The organism is Pseudomonas sp. WOUb67, assembly GCF_050058005.1.
Classification (GTDB): domain Bacteria; phylum Pseudomonadota; class Gammaproteobacteria; order Pseudomonadales; family Pseudomonadaceae; genus Aquipseudomonas; species Aquipseudomonas putida_R.
Genome location: NZ_CP170112.1, coordinates 2,381,259 through 2,399,153, shown reverse-complemented (window position 1 = coordinate 2,399,153; position 17,895 = coordinate 2,381,259). Strand labels below are relative to the sequence as shown.

Here is a 17,895-nt window from a genome sequence, read left to right as displayed (position 1 = left end):
GGGGCTGCCGACAGTGGTGGTAATTGCCGCAGGCGGCAAGATCATGCCTTTGACGGGCAAGCATATGCCCACCGTGCTGCCACCGGGAATAGCTCCAACGCGCTATTTGCGGGGCATCGGCGACTGGCATGGCATTTGCCCTTCCCCCCTGCCACTTACATTTCCAAGGAGGACTTCATGACAATCGCCCTCAATGGCCTCGGCTGGCAGGCCACGGTCCATCAGCAACAGCGTGCCGGCAATGACCAGGCGCCGGTCGATGTGCCGCAGTTCCGCACACCGGTGGTCGCCAGCAACGCCACGGCGCAACAGGGCCGCCAGGGTAATACCTCGCAGCAGGATGCCGAAGATGCCCGCGAAGAAGCCTTTGCCAAGCTCAAGGTGCAGTTGCAAAACCCTGGCAGCGGCCTAGGCCAGCCTGCTGATGTAGACACGGAACAGACCAGCAGCGCCAGGCAGGATTTTCAGGACCTGATGTCCAAATCGCCTGCCGAGATGATCAAGGAAAAACTGCTGCGTGAACTGGGCATGACCCAGGACGAGTACGACGCCTTGCCGCCAGAGAAGAAGGCGCTGGTCGACCAGCAGATTGCCCAGCGCATGAAGGACGATATCGAGGCCAAAACGCTGGAGAAAGTCGACGCCCAGGCCACCATCCAGGCAACCGGCGAAGACCAGGATGCACTGGCGGCAAGCCAGGCCTGAGCCCTGCGGCGGCAGCCGGTATGGCTGGCAAGGCGTTTCGTATAAGATATCCGCACCGCCTGTTTGCTGGAATTTCCCGTGCCGCTGCCGTCTTTCAAAGCTACCGACCTGGGCGCAACGCCCTCGATGTCGGAAATCATCGCCAAACACCTGCGCGAGGCGATCATCTCGGGGCAGCTCGCCGAAGGCGAACCGGTGCGTCAGGACGAAGTGGCGCAGGCGTTCAACGTCAGCAAGATCCCGGTGCGCGAAGCCCTGAAACGCCTGGAAGCCGAAGGCCTGGTGGATTTCCAGCGCAACCGTGGTGCGCTGGTTACGCGCATTTCGGAACCTGAACTGGCGCAGATGTTCGAGGTACGGGGGCTGCTGGAAGTGAAAGCGATTCGCCTGGCGATCCCGAACATGACCGAAGCACACTTTGCCCAGGCCGAAGCCATTTGCGCGGAGTTCATCGGCGAAGATGACGTTGGCCGCTGGGCCGACCTCAACTGGGCGCTGCACGCCTGCCTGTACGAACCGGCGCGGCGGCCCTACCTGATCGGCCTTATCCGCTCGATCCATGACAAGGTGGAACGCTACCTGCGCATGCAGATGAGCCTGTCAGCCGGCAAGCTGCGCGCCGATCACGAGCACCGGGATATCGTTGCCGCCTGCCGGGCGCGGGATGTGGAGCTGGCGGCGCGGCTGATCGAAGAACACATCAATGGCGTGTGCCAGAGCCTGTACGAGCACCTGCCCCATAACTGACCCAACAGGCTGTCACCGCCCCTTGTAGGAGCAGCCTTGTGCTGCGAAGGGGCCAGTGCAGCCGACACATTTCCATAGGCCTTGCCGGCCTCTTCGCAGCACAAGGCTGCTCCTACAGACAACTCGATCTGAAATCTCCCTTCTGGCTTCGTTTTTGCTTATCTAGATATCGTATACGAAATACCATATAAGGAATCGGCGGCACCGGTTTTACCGGCGCCACCCTGCCTACTCCTTCTTCCAATAATTACGTATCGGAGTGCAAAACCATGGCCACACCCTCTTCAGCGGCATCAGCGAATGTCGCAAGCACAGCAGACAAAGCCCCTGCGGGCATCAAGCGTGTGGTAGCTGCGGCCATGGCCGGCGCGGTCGCCGAGTGGTACGAATTCTTCCTGTACGGCACCGCCTCGGCACTGGTCTTCGGCCAGCTGTTCTTCCGCCAGACCGGCAGTGCCATGGACGGCATCATTGCCGCCTTTGCCCTCTACGCCGTGGGCTTTCTCGCCCGCCCCATCGGTGGCCTGGTGTTCGGCCATTACGGCGACAAGGTCGGCCGCAAGCATTTACTGCAGATCAGCCTGATCGTGGTCGGGATTACCACCTTCCTGATGGGTTGCCTGCCCACCTTCGAGCGCATCGGCTATGCCGCGCCTGTCCTGCTGGTGGTACTGCGGCTCATCCAGGGCTTCGCCTTCGGTGGCGAATGGGGCGGCGCGGTGCTGCTGGTGTCCGAGCACAGCCCTGACAACCGCCGTGGCTTCTGGGCCAGCTGGCCGCAAGCGGGTGTGCCGGCCGGCAACCTGATCGCCACCATCATCCTGCTGCTGTTGTCGACCAACCTCAGCGAGGCGCAGTTTCTGGATTGGGGCTGGCGGGTGGCCTTCTGGTTCTCGGCCGTAGTGGTGCTGATCGGTTACTGGATCCGCACCAGGGTCGACGATGCGCCCATTTTCAAGGAAGCCCAGGCCAAGCAGCAGAAACTGGAAAGCCAGCAACTGGGCGTGGTGGAGGTGGTCACCAAATACTGGCGCGAAGTGCTGATCGGCATCGGCGCGCGCTTTGCGGAAAACATCCTCTACTACACCGTGGTCACCTTCTCCATCACCTACCTGAAACTGGTGGTGCACAAGGACACCTCGCAGATCCTGCTGCTGATGTTCGGCGCCCACCTGCTGCACTTCTTCATGATCCCGGCGATGGGCTACCTGTCGGACATCATCGGGCGCAAGCCGGTGTATCTGATCGGTGCCGTGCTCACTGCGCTCTGGGGCTTCGTCGGCTTCCCGATGATGGATACCGGCAACGACTGGCTGATCATGGCGGCCATCACCCTGGGCCTGGCCATCGAGTCCATGACCTACGCGCCCTACTCTGCCTTGATGGCCGAACTGTTCCCCACCCACGTGCGCTACACCGCCCTGTCGCTGTGCTACCAGGTGGCGCCCATCCTGGCCGGCTCGCTGGCACCGCTGATCGCCGTGACCTTGCTGAAGGAATACAACAGCTCCACCCCGATTGCCTGGTACCTGGTGGGCGCAGCGGCCATCTCGATTGTTGCCGTGGCGGCAGCCAAGGAAACCCGCGGCAAGTCGCTGCGCGCCGTTGACGAAGAATCCGTGGCCCGCAACGCCGGCCGCTAAGCACCCCATAAAAATCGAACACATTGAGGTAACCACCATGAGCAATATCTTCAACGGCACCATGCCCGCCCTGATGACCCCGTGCACTGCCGAGCGCAAGCCGGACTTCGACGCCCTGGTGCGCAAGGGTCGCGAACTGATCGAAGCCGGCATGAGCGCCGTGGTGTACTGCGGTTCGATGGGCGACTGGCCGCTGCTGACCGAGGCCGAGCGCCAGGAAGGCGTGGCGCGCCTGGTGGCCGCCGGCATCCCGACCATTGTCGGCACCGGCGCAGTGAACACCCGTGAAGCGGTAGCGCATGCCGCCCACGCGGCCTTAGTGGGCGCCGCCGGCCTGATGGTCATCCCCCGCGTGCTCAGCCGCGGCGCTTCGCTGATCGCCCAGAAGCACCACTTCTCGGCCATCCTCGCCGCCGCGCCCAAGCTGCCAGCGGTGATCTACAACAGCCCCTACTACGGCTTTGCCACCCGCGCCGACCTGTTCTTCGAACTGCGCCGCGAGTTCCCCAACCTGATCGGCTTCAAGGAATTCGGTGGTGGCGCCGACCTGCGTTACGCCGCCGAGCACATCACCTCCAAGGATGACGACGTGACCCTGATGGTCGGCGTGGACACCCAGGTGGTGCATGGCTTCGTCAACTGCAACGCCACCGGCGCCATCACCGGTATCGGCAACGCCCTGCCGCGCGAAGTGCTGCACCTGGTAAGCCTGAGCAAGCAGGCAGCCAAGGGCGATGCCAAGGCCCGCCGCCTGGCGCGCGAGCTGGAAGCGGCGCTGGCGGTGCTGTCGTCGTTCGATGAGGGCTGTGACCTGGTGCTGTACTACAAGCACCTGATGGTGCTGAACGGCGACAGCGAGTACAGCCTGCACTTCAACGAGACCGACGTGCTGACCGATGCCCAGCGCAACTATGCCGAGCAGCAGTACGCGCTGTTCCGCAACTGGTACGCCAGCTGGTCGGCCGAGCAGAACATCGCCTAAGCCGCCGCTGAGATCCCTGTGGGAGCGGGCATGTCGAGGCGTCGAACCGCCGCGAACACCGGCGCAGCCGGTGCCAGGTACCGAGTCGCCTGCTTCGCGGGCATGCCCGCTCCCACAAGTTCAGTGCCAGCACTTAGCTCACGCCAGATGCAACAACGCCTCTTCCACGGCGGCCACCACCTGGTTGCCCTTGGCACCCGGCAGCCGCCACGCGGCAATGGTCATGCCCAAGGGCACCGCGCAGTCGATCGGCGCAACCAGTTCGCCGCTGTCCAGGTAGCGTTGCACCAGGCTTCTCCGGCCCATCAGCACACCCGCTGCGAGCAAGGCCTGCTGCAATGCAATCGAGTACAGGGAAAACCCCGGCCCGCGGGCGACGAACTTGTGCCCGGGCATCACCGCCCCACTCCAAACCGCCCAGTCGTTCCAGCCCACATCGGCAATGCAGCGGACGTCAGCGAGGTCCTCGGGGCTGCCAATGTTGGCCGCAAGGGCCGGCACGCATACGGGGAGGATTTCTTCCGTGGCAATCCTGCGCTGCCAGCGCTCGGGCTTTTCGGTGTAGAACAGGCACAGATCGAACGGGCTGCGCTTCAGGTTGGGCGGCTCGTCCACTGCCGTGACCGAAATCTCGATGGGTGCCAGCAGGCGGGTCAACTCCGGCAGGCGTGGCCCGATCCACAACTGCGCCAACGCCGGCGAGGTGACGATATGCACCCGCTGCGGTGCGGCCAGGCGCCGAAGGGTGCGCGCTGCTGCTTCCACTGCGTCGAACGCTTCAGTGAACTGAGCCTTCACGCTTTCACCCAAGGGCGTCAGGCGCACACCTTTGGCGTGGCGCTCGAACAAGGCGGCGCCGTATTCGCTTTCCAGCGTCTTCACCAGCGCAGCGATGGCACCGGGGGTTACCTTGAGTTCGAGTGCGGCACGGGCAAAGCCGCCCAAACGGGCAGAGGCTTCGAAGGCGCGCAAGGCATTGAGCTGTAGCGAATGCCGTGTCGGGGTATCGAGGGGCACAGTGTCAGGCCTATTTTTTTTAGGCCTACTATTCCAGAAATCTGACGTTGTGGCCAACTGTCACGCGCATTACCGTGGAGGTGCCTGGCTGGCTCCCCCCGAACACTTTCAAGGAACTCAAATGCCGTATCCCAGCGGGACCCAAGCGTTCAGACAGGGTGCCCACAGCGCCCTGCCGTTGACCTCCGGCATCGTGCCCTTCGGCCTGATCACCGGCGTCACCGCCATCGGCATGGGCCTGTCGCCGGCCGATGCCATCGGCATGACGTTGCTGTTCTATTCCGGGTCGGCGCAGATGGTGGTGATGCAGTTGATGCAGAACGCCGCCCTGCCGGTGACCATGGTGGTGACCGCGCTGGTCATCAACCTGCGCTTCCTGATGTACAGCGCCAGCCTCGCCCCGCACCTGGGCCAGCTGCCGCGCCGCCAGAAGTGGCCGATGGCCTACATGCTGTCCGACCAGTCCTTCGCCCTGTGCACGCTGAAGATGGGCTCGGGCGGGCTCGGCCAACATGCCTACCCCTACTATGCCGGTACGGCGATCACCATGTTCCTGGGTTGGAACCTCTCGGTGCTGGCCGGCATGTACCTGGGCGCGGGCATTCCGGAAGACTGGTCGCTGGGCTTTGCCATCCCCTTGTCATTCCTGGCCCTTTTGATACCCGGCATACGCAATGCTGCCACGCTCGGCGCGGCGCTGACCGGTGGTGTGCTCGCCGTGCTGGCAGCCGACCTGCCGTACAACCTCGGCCTGCTGACTGGCGCACTGGGCGGCATCACTGCCGGGCTGGCTATCGAGAGCTGGCAAAAACAGCAGGCACTGCCTGAAGCCAACAGTGAGCAGGAAGCATCATGAGCGAAATGACCCAATGGATTACCTTTGCCCTGATCGGCCTGGGCACCTTCGCCATCCGCTTGTCGTTCATCGAGCTGCACAGCGTGCTGCGCATTCCACCGCTGTTTCGCCGAGCTCTGGCCTACGTGCCCGCCAGCGTCCTGGCGGCGCTGGTACTGCCGGCCGTGGTGTTCCCGGACCGGCATGCCGGGTTCGACTGGATGAACCCGCAGATACCGGCAGCGGCACTGGCTGCACTGGTGGCGTGGCGTACGCGCAGTACGTTGCTGACGCTGGTGGTGGGCATGGGCGTGTTGTGGGCGCTGAAGCACTGGGGGCTCTAGACGCAAAAGCCCTCAGGAAAAATCGGCAGGATGTTGTGCAGATAAATCGTTTGAGGTCCTTGGCCTTATTGTCCATGGTGGCAGGCTGGTAGCTATTTGCCACGCGTGAACGCAGGCGCATGACGATGCCTGCGTTGGGGGACGTTGTCGGATCCCCCCAACAATAAGAGAGGACAAGGAAATGCAATCCAACAGTTTGAAGCAAAGCCTCAAGCAGCGGCACATCACCATGATCGCGCTGGGCGGGGTGATCGGTGCCGGGCTGTTCATGGGCTCGGGCTCACTGATCGCATCGGCAGGGCCTGCGGCCATCCTGTCGTATTTCATTGGTGGCCTGGTGGTCACCCTGGTCATGTTCATGCTCGGCGAAATGGCCTGCCGCAACCCGGATGCCGGGTCGTTCTCGACCTATGCCAACACCTGGCTCGGCGACTGGGCCGGGTTTGCAGTCGGCTGGCTGTACTGGTTCAAGTCGATGATGACCATCACCCTCGAAGCGGTGCTGCTGGGCGCCATCCTGCATGACTTTCTACCCTGGCTGCCGATCTGGGCAGGCGCCTTCCTGATGCTGGTGACACTGATGGCCAGCAACGCCTACTCGGTGCGTTCGTTTGCCGAGGTGGAGTATTGGCTGGCGGCGATGAAGGTCGCCACCATCCTCATCTTCATGCTGCTGGGCATTTCGATCCTGCTCGGCCTGCACACCGACATTCCTTCGCCTGGCCTGGTCAACCTCACCGCTCACGACGGTTTCATGCCCAACGGCCTGTCGCCGGTGATGGCGGGTGTCATCGTGGTGATCTTCTCGCTGGGCGGCAGCGAAATCGCCGCCGTGGCCGCAGGTGAATCGGAGAACCCGCGGCAGAACGTGATCCGCGCGATCAAGAGCGTGATCCTGCGGGTGATGCTGTTCTACGTCGGCTCGGTGTCGATTTTGATCCTGTGCCTGCCATGGACCGACAAGGCCAACCTGGCGTCGCCCTATGTTTCGCTGTTCAGCCTGGCCGGGTTCGGTGGTGCGGCGGTGGCCATGAAACTGGTGCTGTTCGTCTCGTTCATGTCGGTGATGAACTCGTTCATGTTCTCCAATTCGCGCATGCTGTTCTCACTGAGCCAGCGCGGGCACGCGCCCAAGCTGTTCTCGCGCACCAGCGCCAAGGGCGTGCCGATCAATGCACTGCTGCTGAGCCTGTCGATCTGCACGATGATCCTGACCGTGCACTTCATCAGCGCCGGCGACCTGTTCATGACCCTGGCCAAGAGTACCGGCAGCCTCGTGATGGTCGTGTGGATCTTCATCATCATCGCCCACGTGGCCATGCGCTGGAAAACACGCCACGAAGCGGTCGACCCCAACGCCTTCCGCGCCTGGCTGTTCCCGTACGCCAATATCGTTGCGCTGTGCGCCTTGCTGGCAGTAATCGGCACCCAGGCGTTCGAACCGGCGTCGCGTTTCCAGTTCTGGTTCACGGTGCTGACGGTAGTGCTGGTAGTGGCGGGGTACTTCCTGACGCGCCAACGGACGGCGGCTGCGCAGGAGGTGGAGGCAAAAATGGGAGAGGCAAGAAATGGCGTCCCAGGCAGGAATTGAACCTGCAACCTTCCCCTTAGGAGGGGGATGCTCTATCCAATTGAGCTACTGAGACGCTACGACCGGCAGCGAGCGCTGCACAGCGGGACGGCCAGCATGTTAACCAGCATGCTGGCATTTGTCATGCACCTACCGGGCTTTTTCGCGTAATCCTTTTCTGGCACTGCTACACCTGTGGCAGAACACCTTCAACGCGAAGCAGCCCGAAGAGGGCTGCGACCGCTGTCTCCAGGGTTGTCGAGTTGTCCAGCACACGCACTGACGGATCGGGCGGTGCCTGCAAACGGGCGCTGCGAGCCAGGCGTTGCTCGACTTCCTCGGCGGTTTCGCGGCCACGGGCCAGCAGGCGCTGGCGCAGTACTTCGGGCCTGACCTCGACCAGTACCGCCAACAGGTCCGGGTATCGCTGGCGCGCTTGGGCCAGGTAGGCCCGCGAGCCATTCACCAGCACTGCCCTGCCCGCCGCCAGCCATCCGTCCACCTGCTGCGGGATACCGTAGTCCAGGCCGTTGGCGCGCCAGTGCATGGCAAAAGCGCCCTGCGCACGCAGGGCTTCGAACTGCTCGGGCGTGACCCCATGAGCGGCTTCGCCCTTGGCTTCGGCCGAACGGGTAATGACGCGACGGGCAATTTCTACCCCGGCCGCGGCCAGTCGCTCACGTGAAGCGTCGATGAGGGAATCTTTCCCCGAACCCGACGGTCCTATCAGAAATATCAACCGGCCTGTCCCTGATCGACGGTCGCTTGCGTCATGTTGCATAGCCACTATGCTCTATGAAAGGAAACCGCTGCATTTTAGGTGTTTTCCTTGCCTTTTGCTGCGTTTTACCAGTTTTTGACGGCAAAAGTCTGACAGTTGGGCAAGCCGGAGCATGTAAAACTTTTCAAACCAGTGCTCATTTCTGATAATTGGTACTGGCAGAAAGCCTTTATCCGGCTCACTATTTGTCACAGAATTGACGCCAAGGAAACGGCGATGATGAGGCAAGATGAGCACCCATTTTTACTGACGGTTGAACATTTTGTCGTCGCCACGGTCGTACTTCCACCCCGTGCGGCCAATTTGAGAACCGCTTCCCCTGAACCAAACTCCGGTCAATTTATATGCGCCCAATGAAACAGGCTATTTATTCGAGCCGCACCGCTGACAAGTTCGTCGTCCGCCTGCCAGACGGGATGCGTGAGCGCATTGCCGAGGTAGCGCGAAACCATCACCGCAGCATGAACTCCGAGATCATCGCGCGCCTGGAACAGAGCCTTATCCAGGAAGGTGCGCTGGGTGACGAGCTGAGCATGCGCCTGGACAGCCCTGAGCTGTCCCTGCATGAGCGCGAGTTGCTGCAACGCTTCCGCCAACTGTCCCACCGCCAGCAGAACGCTCTGGTGGCCCTCATCGCTCACGATGTGGAAATGGCCGCCGACGCTTCCTGAGGTCTGCAGCGAACATGAAAAAGCCAGCGTAAGCTGGCTTTTTTGTGGGCGGCCATCTGAAGCAAACGCAGACCTCTGTGGGACCGCGCAGGCTTAGGGCTTATGCAGTACCTGTGGGAGCGGGCAAGCCCGCGAATCAGGCGACGCGGTGGATGGCACCGGCTGCGCCGGTGTTCGCGGGCTCGCCCGCTCCCACAGGGAAAATTCGGTTTACAGCAGAAACAGCGTAGCCAGGCCGAGGAAGATGAAGAAGCCGCCACTGTCGGTCACGGCAGTGATCATCACGCTCGCCCCCATCGCCGGGTCGCGCCCCAGGCGGGCCAATGTCATCGGGATGAGCACGCCCATCAGCGCTGCCAGTAACAGGTTCAGGGTCATGGCTGCGGTCATCACCAAACCCAGTGACCAGCTGCCATACAGCCAGAAAGCCACCGCACCGATCACTCCACCCCACACCAGGCCGTTGATCAGCGACACCGCCAACTCCTTGCGCATCAGGCGGCTGGTATTGCCCGGCGACACCTGGTCCAGCGCCATGGCGCGGACGATCATGGTGATGGTCTGGTTGCCCGAGTTGCCACCGATACCCGCAACGATAGGCATCAACGCAGCCAACGCCACCAGCTTTTCGATCGAGCCTTCGAACAGCCCGATAACACGGGAAGCGAGAAAAGCGGTGATCAGGTTGATCGCCAGCCACGCCCAACGGTTGCGGAACGAGCGCCAGACCGAGGCAAAGATATCTTCCTCTTCACGCAGACCCGCCATGTTGAGGACTTCGCTTTCGCTCTCCTCACGGATCAGGTCGACCATTTCGTCAATGGTCAAACGGCCGATCAGGCGCCCGCCTTTGTCGACTACAGGTGCCGATACCAGGTCATAACGCTCGAACGCCTGCGCTGCATCATAGGCATCTTCCTCGGGCTGGAAGGACACCGGATCGGTCGCCATGACCTCCGCTACCTTCTTCTCCGGGTCGTTGACCAGCAAGCGCTTGATCGGCAACACGCCCTTGAGGATGCCGTCGTAATCGACCACGAACAGTTTGTCAGTGTGGTTGGGCAGCTCTTTGAGGCGGCGCAGGTAGCGCAGCACCACTTCCAGGCTGACGTCTTCGCGGATGGTGACCATCTCGAAGTCCATCAACGCACCGACCTGCTCCTCGTCGTAGCTCAGCGCCGAGCGCACACGCTCGCGTTGCTGGCCATCGAGGGTTTCCATCAGCTCGTGAACAACGTCGCGCGGTAGCTCTGGGGCCAGGTCGGCCAGCTCGTCGGCGTCCATTTCCTTGGCGGCGGCCAGCAGTTCGTGATCGTCCATGTCGGCGATCAACGATTGGCGAACCGAGTCGGAAACTTCCAGCAGGATGTCGCCATCGCGATCCGAGCGCACCAGTTGCCAGACCGTCAGGCGGTCTTCCAGGGGCAAGGCTTCGAGGATATAGGCGATGTCGGCGGGGTGCAGATCATCGAGCTTGCGCTGCAACTCGACAAGGTTCTGGCGGTGGACCAGGTTTTCGACCAGGTCGTTGTGCGCGCCTTCCTGGCGGTGCGTCAGGTCTTCGACCACACGCTGGCGTTGCAGCAGTTCGACCACCTGGGCCAGGCGATCCTGCAGGCTTTCTTGCGCTTTTTTTACTTCTACTTCAGTCATAGGCGAACTCCACTCCCAGCAGCGGAGCACGCCGGGAGAATCAATCGGTCAGATCTTTCTGTATGAATCGTGTTAGCGAGTAACTACTGGGTAAGTCCATGGTGGTTTTCCACAAGCCCCGGCGGGGCTGACGGGCGCAATCATACACTGCTAAAGCTGTCAGATCGCTTAAATTTTTGGCCAGAACAATCGTTTGCGCGATAAAGGTGGGACAACGCTTGAAGCTATCAGTGCGACGGCAGTTCAGGCGCTTAAAGCACATTTGTGTGCGTAGATGTGTTTGCGATGCCTGATCGTATTTGGCGCCGCACAGCGGCCCCAAGCTACACCACATACATTACAGAAGAGCTTAGATGGACATGGCCAACAATTCAGTGGCGCAGAAAAACAAAAAGCCCGCTCAACTGAGCGGGCTTCTTGATGGGATATGGCGGACTCAGCAGGATTCGAACCTGCGACCGCTCGGTTCGTAGCCGAGTACTCTATCCAGCTGAGCTATGAGTCCGTGGTGGTAGTTTTAGACCAGGTTACCACTGGTTGACTGAAACAGCTTTGCAAGCAGAGCCACTTCAAGAAAGTGGCGGACTCAGCAGGATTCGAACCTGCGACCGCTCGGTTCGTAGCCGAGTACTCTATCCAGCTGAGCTATGAGTCCGCGATTGGCAGTTTTAGACCAGTTACCGCTGGTTGACTGAAGTAGCTTTGCAAGCAGAGCCACTTCAAGAAAGTGGCGGACTCAGCAGGATTCGAACCTGCGACCGCTCGGTTCGTAGCCGAGTACTCTATCCAGCTGAGCTATGAGTCCGCGATTGGCAGTTTTAGACCAGATACCGCTGGTTGATTGAAGCAGCCTTGCAAACAAAGCCACTTCAAAAGTGGCGGACTCAGCAGGATTCGAACCTGCGACCGCTCGGTTCGTAGCCGAGTACTCTATCCAGCTGAGCTATGAGTCCGTGTCTTGCCGCGCATTATAGGTCGCTGAAACATTTTTGCAAGAACGTTTTCGTTTAAAATCAACTACTTAGCGTTCTTACCGTTTACAGCGCCCTACGCAAATAATGGCGGTGAAGGGGGGATTCGAACCCCCGATACCCTTATGAGGTATACTCCCTTAGCAGGGGAGCGCCTTCGGCCACTCGGCCACCTCACCGCAACACGAGGCGAATATTAAAGAACCTCTTTCACCTTTGCAACCCTTTTTTTTAAAAAAACTTCAAAAGAATTAAAGGCTTGGCTCCTCGTCCTTCTCTTTCTTGATCCGCAGGTAGATTTCCTCGCGGTGAACAGCCACTTCTTTCGGGGCGCTGACGCCAATACGCACCTGGTTGCCTTTGACGCCAAGCACCGTCACGGTGATCTCGCCGTCTCCAATGATCAGGCTCTCGGCGCACCGACGAGTCAGAATCAACATAGCTTTCTCCTTACGCAAAACATTCAGGGGTAACAGTCTTTGGTATCAGGGCCTGGTCGTGGACGACGACCAGGCCCCGGTTGCTCGCCTCACAGGGCAGGACAGGCCCTGCGTGGCGAGCAGAAACGCGAAGGGCGCGGCAAGCCGCGCCCTTCCTGGCAGCGCTTTACTCGCCCTGTCGAACAGGTGCGTCGAGTTCAAACGCGGTGTGCAGCGCGCGCACGGCCAGCTCCAGGTACTTCTCTTCGATCACGACCGAAACCTTGATCTCGGAGGTGGAGATCATCTGGATGTTGATGCTCTCCTTGGCCAGGGCTTCGAACATGCGGCTGGCAACACCGGCGTGCGAACGCATGCCGACGCCGACGATCGAGACCTTGGCGATCTTGGTGTCGCCGATCACTTCACGGGCACCGATTTCGCGGGCCGTGTTTTCCAGCACGTTTTTCGCGCTCTCGTACTCGTTGCGGTGTACGGTGAAGGTGAAGTCGGTGGTGTTATCGTGGGCAACGTTCTGCACGATCATGTCGACTTCGATGTTCGAAGCGCTGATCGGGCCGAGGATCTTGAAGGCCACGCCCGGGGTGTCCGGCACGCCGCGAATGGTCAGCTTGGCTTCATCACGGTTGAAGGCGATACCGGAAATGATCGGCTGTTCCATGGATTCCTCTTCATCAATGGTAATGAGGGTACCCGGACCCTCCTTGAAGCTGTGCAGCACGCGCAGCGGAACGTTGTACTTGCCGGCGAACTCCACCGAACGGATCTGCAGCACCTTGGAACCGAGGCTGGCCATTTCCAGCATCTCTTCGAAGGTGATCTTCTCCAGGCGACGGGCCTGTGGCACAACGCGCGGGTCGGTGGTGTAGACGCCATCGACGTCGGTATAGATCTGGCACTCGTCAGCCTTCAGCGCCGCCGCCAGGGCCACGCCAGTGGTGTCGGAGCCGCCACGGCCCAGGGTGGTGATGCTGCCGTGCTCGTCGACGCCCTGGAAGCCTGCTACCACGACCACGCGGCCTTCCTTGAGGTCGGCACGAATCTTCTGGTCGTCGATCTGCAGGATGCGCGCCTTGTTGTGCGAGCTGTCGGTGAGGATGCGCACCTGGTTGCCGGTGTAGGACACCGCTGGCACACCACGCTTGATCAAGGCCATGGTCAGCAGGGCAATGGTGACCTGCTCACCGGTCGACACGATCACGTCCAGTTCACGCGGAACCGGCTGATCGGTGATCTGCTTGGCCAGGTCGATCAGGCGATTGGTTTCACCGCTCATGGCCGACAGCACAACCACCAGGTCGTCGCCCGCTTCACGGTGTTTCTTGACCTTTTCGGCTACCTGCTCGATCCGCTCGATGGAACCGACAGAGGTGCCGCCAAATTTCTGTACGATCAACGCCATTTCAATGGTGCCTCAGCCCATACAGGGCCCCAAAAAACAATCCAACATGAAGGGGCGAGTGACTAGACCACCCGCCCCTTCATCTCAAAGTCCCTGCTCTGCGAATGGCACGGCCAGCGCCAGGGCCTGGTCCAGTGCAGCGACGTCGACGCCACCACCCTGGGCCATGTCCGGACGGCCACCGCCCTTGCCACCCACCGCCGCAGCGGCTTGTTTCATCAGATCGCCAGCCTTGAGTTGGCTGGAGAGGTCCTTGGTCACGCCGGCCACCAGCACAACCTTGCCCTCATGCTCGCTGCCCAGCAGGATCACTGCGTGGCCGAGCTTGTTCTTCAACTGATCGACCAGGGCCAGCAAGGCCTTGCCGTCCTGCCCATCCAGGCGGGCGGCAAGGACCTTGGCACCCTTGACCTCAACAGCCGCGTTGGAGAGATCGTCCCCGGCGGCGCTGGCGGCTTTGGCCTGCAGCTGTTCCAGCTGCTTCTCCAGCTGACGGTTGCGCTCAAGCACAGCCGACAGCTTGTCGATCAGGTTGTCGCGGTTACCCTTGACCAGTTGCGCGGCTTCCTTGACCTGCTCTTCGGCAGCGTTCAGGTAGGCCAACGCAGCGGCGCCAGTAACGGCTTCGATACGGCGTACGCCAGAGGCCACGCCGCCTTCGCTGATGATCTTGAACAGGCTGATGTCACCGGTGCGCTTGGCGTGGATACCGCCGCACAGCTCCACCGAGAAATCACCCCCCATGCTCAGCACACGCACGGTGTCGCCGTACTTCTCGCCGAACAGCGCCATGGCACCTTTGGCCTTGGCGGTTTCGATGTCGGTCAGTTCGGTTGTCACCGGGGTGTTTTTGCGCACTTCGCGGTTGACGATGTCTTCCAGTTGCTTGATCTGCTCTGGCTTCACCGCTTCGAAGTGGCTGAAGTCGAAACGCAGGCGCTGGCTGTCGACCAAAGAGCCCTTCTGCTGTACGTGCTCGCCCAGCACCTGGCGCAGCGCTTCGTGCAGCAGGTGGGTGGCGGAGTGGTTCAGCGAGGTAGCGTGCTGCACGTCGGCATCGACCTTGGCCTCGACCGGCGAACCGATCACCAGCGCACCGCTGGCAACCACGCCGTGGTGCAGGAAGGCACCGCCAGTCTTGGTGGTGTCGCGCACGTCAAAGCGCGCAGCGCCGGCCTGCAGGAAACCGCTATCACCCACCTGGCCACCGGATTCGGCGTAGAACGGCGTGCGGTCGAGCACAACCACGCCCTGCTCGCCTTCACCCAGCTGGTCGACGGCCTGGCCGTCTTTGTACAGGGCGATGATCTTGCCCTGGCCTTCGGTGGCGTCGTAGCCGAGGAATTCGGTGGCGCTGTCGACCTTGACCACGCTGTTGTAGTCCATGCCGAAGGCGCTGGCGGAACGCGCACGCTCACGCTGGGCGTCCATCTCGCGCTCGAAGCCGGCTTCGTCGATGGTCAGCTCGCGCTCACGGGCGATGTCGGCAGTCAGGTCCATCGGGAAGCCGTAGGTGTCGTACAGCTTGAACACCACGTCGCCCGGCACCACGTCGCCTTGCAGTTGGGCCAGGTCCTGCTCGAGGATGCGCAGGCCTTGCTCCAGGGTCTTGGCGAACTGCTCTTCTTCAGCCTTCAGCACGCGCTCGATGTGCGCTTGCTGGCTCTTCAGCTCAGGGAATGCCTCGCCCATTTCGGCGGCCAGTGCGGCAACGATCTGGTAGAAGAAGCTGCCCTTGGCGCCCAGCTTGTTGCCGTGGCGGCAGGCACGACGAATGATGCGGCGCAGCACATAGCCACGGCCTTCGTTGGACGGCAGTACGCCGTCGGCAATCAGGAAACCGCACGAGCGAATATGGTCGGCGACCACTTTCAGCGACGCCTGGCCGTCATTGCTGCAACCGATGGCGTTGGCCGCAGCCGCCAGCAGATTCTGGAACAGGTCGATCTCGTAGTTCGAGTGCACGTGCTGCAACACGGCGCTGACGCGCTCCAGGCCCATGCCGGTGTCCACCGACGGTGCTGGTAGCGGGTGCAGCACACCGTCGGCGGTGCGGTTGAACTGCATGAAGACGTTGTTCCAGATCTCGATGTAGCGGTCGCCGTCTTCTTCTGGCGAGCCGGGTGGGCCGCCCCAGATGTCCGCGCCGTGGTCGTAGAAGATCTCGGTGCACGGGCCGCATGGGCCGGTATCGCCCATGGTCCAGAAGTTGTCGGAGGCGTACGGGGCGCCTTTGTTGTCGCCGATGCGAACCATGCGCTCGGCCGGCACGCCCACTTCCTTGGTCCAGATGTCGTAGGCTTCGTCGTCAGTGGCGTAGACGGTGACCCAGAGCTTTTCCTTGGGCAGGTTCAGCCATTGTTCGGACGTCAGGAAGGTCCAGGCGAAGGTGATCGCGTCGCGCTTGAAATAGTCGCCGAAGCTGAAGTTGCCCAGCATTTCGAAGAACGTATGGTGACGCGCGGTGTAACCGACGTTTTCCAGGTCGTTATGCTTACCACCGGCGCGCACGCACTTCTGGCTGCTGACAGCACGGGTGTAGGCACGCTTCTCCGCACCGAGGAAACAGTCTTTGAACTGGTTCATGCCGGCATTGGTGAACAGCAGGGTTGGGTCGTTGTTCGGGATCAGCGAACTGGAGGCGACTCGGGTGTGTCCCTGCTCTTCGAAGAAGCGAAGGAAGGCTTCACGGATTTCTGCGCTTTTCATAGGTTCTTCCACGGAAACGGCGGCCCTGTTGGGCAAACGCGTCGACGAAACGACGGCAAAGGGCCGCATTATATCGGTCCTGCAATCTCGATGCAGTGTGTTTATACGATAGAAACCATCGTTTGGACGGTTTTTCGGGCTATGCAAACGAAAATGACATGACCGGATGCTAAATCCTGTCTTTCGCCACTGGCAAGCCAATTACCGCCGATGGGGAGGGAAAATGGAACAGGCGGTGAATTAAAAGAGTTTCATGGGCAAACAGGGATCCAAAAACCAGCCCAGGACCTGTAGGAGCAGCCTTGTGCTGCGAAGAGGTCATTACCGCCGCAGCAGATGTTTTGCCATACCGGCCCTTTCGCAGCACAAGGCTGCTCCTACAGCGGGCAGCGCATTAGCCAAGGCCTTTAACCCAGGCGCTGCCCCGAATCCGGCACGATCAAAATACCGGCCCGCAAGCCGTTCCTGACCTTGGGGTTGGGGAAGATGATGCGCGCCCCCTCCTCCTCGACCACCCAGCGCGTCTCGGCCAGGTCTTCGGCCAGCAGGTAACCCTTGCTCAGCTCGGAAAAGTTCTCGATGTCCGCCGGCAGGTGCAGGTGGAAGCTGTCGCTGTGCTTGATGATCTCGCGAGAAACGCTGAACAGCTGCAGGCCATCCAGCGAGCCTTCACCCTCTGGTTCGGTGCCTTCGATGATCTGGATCAGGCGCTGCTCCAGCCGGTCGAGGTTGACCTGCTCGTTCTGGCCAAAAGGGCGGGCCTTGCCCAGCTCCAGGGTGAAGGCTTCGGCCTCCAGCTGCTCGTAGGTAAAGGCACTGAAGGTGATGGAGGATTTGCTCTGCAGCAGTACAGCCTCCATGCCGGCCGCCGCCAGGCGCGCCAGTTCGCGACGGGAATGCTTGCGCCCCTCCTTATAGGGGTACAAGGCGAATTGCTCGATCTTCGAACCGCGGATGGCGGTATGCAGGTCGTAATGCAGGCGGCTGCGCCCCGGCTTGCTGAAGAACACCCGGGCGAACTGTTCCAGCTCGGCGGCACGCAAGGCCTCGAAACCACTGGAAAGCTCATGGCGGCCGTTGAACAGCCGGTTGATGTCCTGCTCGATGAAGCGCTCGCCCTTGCGGATGGCCGCCGGGTTGCCGAACAGGAACAGCAGCCGTGCCTTGGGTCTGATCTTGCCGTTGGCCACGCCATGCAGCAGCCGTTCGAGCAGTTCGATCGGCGCGGTTTCGTTGCCATGAATGCCGGCAGACAACAGCAAGTCCAGCCCGCAATCTTCGTTTTCGGCCGGGCGCACTTCAAGTGCGCCCTCCCCCAGCCAGCGCAAACGCGCGCCCTTGGGTGTCACTTGGGTCTTCTCGGCCGGTTCGTGATCGGTGAGGGTCAGCTCAAGCAATTTGCCAAGGGCGAGCATAGGGACATCC

General features: G+C 61.3%; 15 protein-coding genes and 6 tRNA genes. 8 read left to right on the top strand and 13 right to left on the bottom strand.

Annotated elements, in window-relative coordinates; translation table 11 throughout:
• Positions 1-177 precede the first annotated feature (177 nt).
• The 4 genes from ABOC32_RS10925 to ABOC32_RS10910 all read left to right on the top strand — a co-directional run bounded on the left by ABOC32_RS10925 (position 178) and on the right by ABOC32_RS10910 (position 4,077).
• Positions 178-705, top strand: coding sequence for a hypothetical protein (locus tag ABOC32_RS10925; RefSeq protein ID WP_426811022.1), 528 nt, complete (start codon positions 178-180; stop codon positions 703-705).
• A 126-nt stretch (positions 706-831) separates the two neighbouring features.
• Entirely contained in the window at positions 832-1,452 is a 621-nt protein-coding gene (locus tag ABOC32_RS10920) for a GntR family transcriptional regulator (protein ID WP_426811591.1), read from the top strand.
• A 269-nt stretch (positions 1,453-1,721) separates the two neighbouring features.
• Positions 1,722-3,095 carry a fosfomycin efflux MFS transporter AbaF gene (gene abaF / locus ABOC32_RS10915; RefSeq protein ID WP_426811021.1) on the top strand — a complete coding sequence of 458 codons (1,374 nt, stop codon included), beginning with the start codon at positions 1,722-1,724 and terminating at the stop codon, positions 3,093-3,095.
• Positions 3,096-3,132: 37 nt separating this feature from the next.
• A complete protein-coding gene (locus ABOC32_RS10910; RefSeq protein WP_426811020.1) occupies positions 3,133-4,077 on the top strand; it encodes a dihydrodipicolinate synthase family protein in 945 nt (314 codons plus the stop codon).
• Between the two features lie 138 nt (positions 4,078-4,215).
• Here ABOC32_RS10910 and ABOC32_RS10905 read toward each other — a convergent pair whose 3' ends face one another.
• A complete protein-coding gene (locus ABOC32_RS10905) occupies positions 4,216-5,094 on the bottom strand; it encodes a LysR family transcriptional regulator (protein ID WP_426811019.1) in 879 nt (292 codons plus the stop codon).
• Positions 5,095-5,215: 121 nt separating this feature from the next.
• On the opposite strand from ABOC32_RS10905, the gene ABOC32_RS10900 reads away from it, so the two are divergent.
• The 3 genes from ABOC32_RS10900 (at position 5,216) to ABOC32_RS10890 (ending at position 7,864) form a co-directional block, all read left to right on the top strand.
• The gene (locus ABOC32_RS10900; protein WP_426811018.1) at positions 5,216-5,950 is read left to right on the top strand and encodes an AzlC family ABC transporter permease; all 735 of its coding nucleotides are present in this window, start codon (positions 5,216-5,218) and stop codon (positions 5,948-5,950) included.
• Positions 5,947-6,273 (top strand): AzlD domain-containing protein, encoded by a 327-nt coding sequence (locus ABOC32_RS10895; RefSeq protein ID WP_426811017.1) that lies wholly within the window; start codon positions 5,947-5,949, stop codon positions 6,271-6,273. The genes ABOC32_RS10900 and ABOC32_RS10895 overlap by 4 nt, the downstream gene beginning before the upstream one ends.
• Before the next feature lie 181 nt (positions 6,274-6,454).
• Positions 6,455-7,864, top strand: a complete 1,410-nt coding sequence (locus ABOC32_RS10890; protein WP_426811016.1) for an amino acid permease — start codon at positions 6,455-6,457, stop codon at positions 7,862-7,864.
• On the opposite strand, the gene ABOC32_RS10885 is transcribed toward ABOC32_RS10890, so the two are convergent.
• Positions 7,843-7,919, bottom strand: a tRNA-Arg gene (locus tag ABOC32_RS10885). The genes ABOC32_RS10890 and ABOC32_RS10885 overlap by 22 nt on opposite strands.
• Before the next feature lie 111 nt (positions 7,920-8,030).
• The gene (phnN, locus tag ABOC32_RS10880) at positions 8,031-8,624 is read right to left on the bottom strand and encodes a phosphonate metabolism protein/1,5-bisphosphokinase (PRPP-forming) PhnN (RefSeq protein ID WP_426811015.1); all 594 of its coding nucleotides are present in this window, start codon (positions 8,622-8,624) and stop codon (positions 8,031-8,033) included.
• A 344-nt stretch (positions 8,625-8,968) separates the two neighbouring features.
• Here phnN and ABOC32_RS10875 point away from each other — a divergent pair, with 344 nt between their 5' ends.
• Positions 8,969-9,295 carry an Arc family DNA-binding protein gene (locus ABOC32_RS10875; protein ID WP_003254499.1) on the top strand — a complete coding sequence of 109 codons (327 nt, stop codon included), beginning with the start codon at positions 8,969-8,971 and terminating at the stop codon, positions 9,293-9,295.
• A 210-nt stretch (positions 9,296-9,505) separates the two neighbouring features.
• On the opposite strand, the gene mgtE is transcribed toward ABOC32_RS10875, so the two are convergent.
• The 10 genes from mgtE to astE all read right to left on the bottom strand — a co-directional run bounded on the left by mgtE (position 9,506) and on the right by astE (position 17,885).
• Positions 9,506-10,948, bottom strand: coding sequence for a magnesium transporter (mgtE, locus tag ABOC32_RS10870; protein ID WP_197898173.1), 1,443 nt, complete (start codon positions 10,946-10,948; stop codon positions 9,506-9,508).
• Positions 10,949-11,376: 428 nt separating this feature from the next.
• Positions 11,377-11,453 (bottom strand) — tRNA-Arg (locus ABOC32_RS10865).
• Positions 11,454-11,526: 73 nt separating this feature from the next.
• A tRNA-Arg gene (locus ABOC32_RS10860) sits at positions 11,527-11,603 on the bottom strand.
• Between the two features lie 73 nt (positions 11,604-11,676).
• Positions 11,677-11,753 (bottom strand) — tRNA-Arg (locus ABOC32_RS10855).
• 71 nt (positions 11,754-11,824) lie between these two features.
• A tRNA-Arg gene (locus ABOC32_RS10850) sits at positions 11,825-11,901 on the bottom strand.
• A 106-nt stretch (positions 11,902-12,007) separates the two neighbouring features.
• A tRNA-Ser gene (locus ABOC32_RS10845) sits at positions 12,008-12,098 on the bottom strand.
• Positions 12,099-12,170: 72 nt separating this feature from the next.
• Positions 12,171-12,359 (bottom strand): carbon storage regulator CsrA, encoded by a 189-nt coding sequence (csrA, locus tag ABOC32_RS10840; protein ID WP_003254503.1) that lies wholly within the window; start codon positions 12,357-12,359, stop codon positions 12,171-12,173.
• A gap of 166 nt (positions 12,360-12,525) precedes the next feature.
• Entirely contained in the window at positions 12,526-13,761 is a 1,236-nt protein-coding gene (locus tag ABOC32_RS10835) for an aspartate kinase (protein ID WP_016498499.1), read from the bottom strand.
• An 84-nt stretch (positions 13,762-13,845) separates the two neighbouring features.
• Entirely contained in the window at positions 13,846-16,470 is a 2,625-nt protein-coding gene (alaS, locus tag ABOC32_RS10830) for an alanine--tRNA ligase (RefSeq protein ID WP_426811014.1), read from the bottom strand.
• A gap of 407 nt (positions 16,471-16,877) precedes the next feature.
• The gene (astE, locus tag ABOC32_RS10825) at positions 16,878-17,885 is read right to left on the bottom strand and encodes a succinylglutamate desuccinylase (protein ID WP_426811013.1); all 1,008 of its coding nucleotides are present in this window, start codon (positions 17,883-17,885) and stop codon (positions 16,878-16,880) included.
• Between the last annotated feature and the right edge of the window lie 10 nt (positions 17,886-17,895).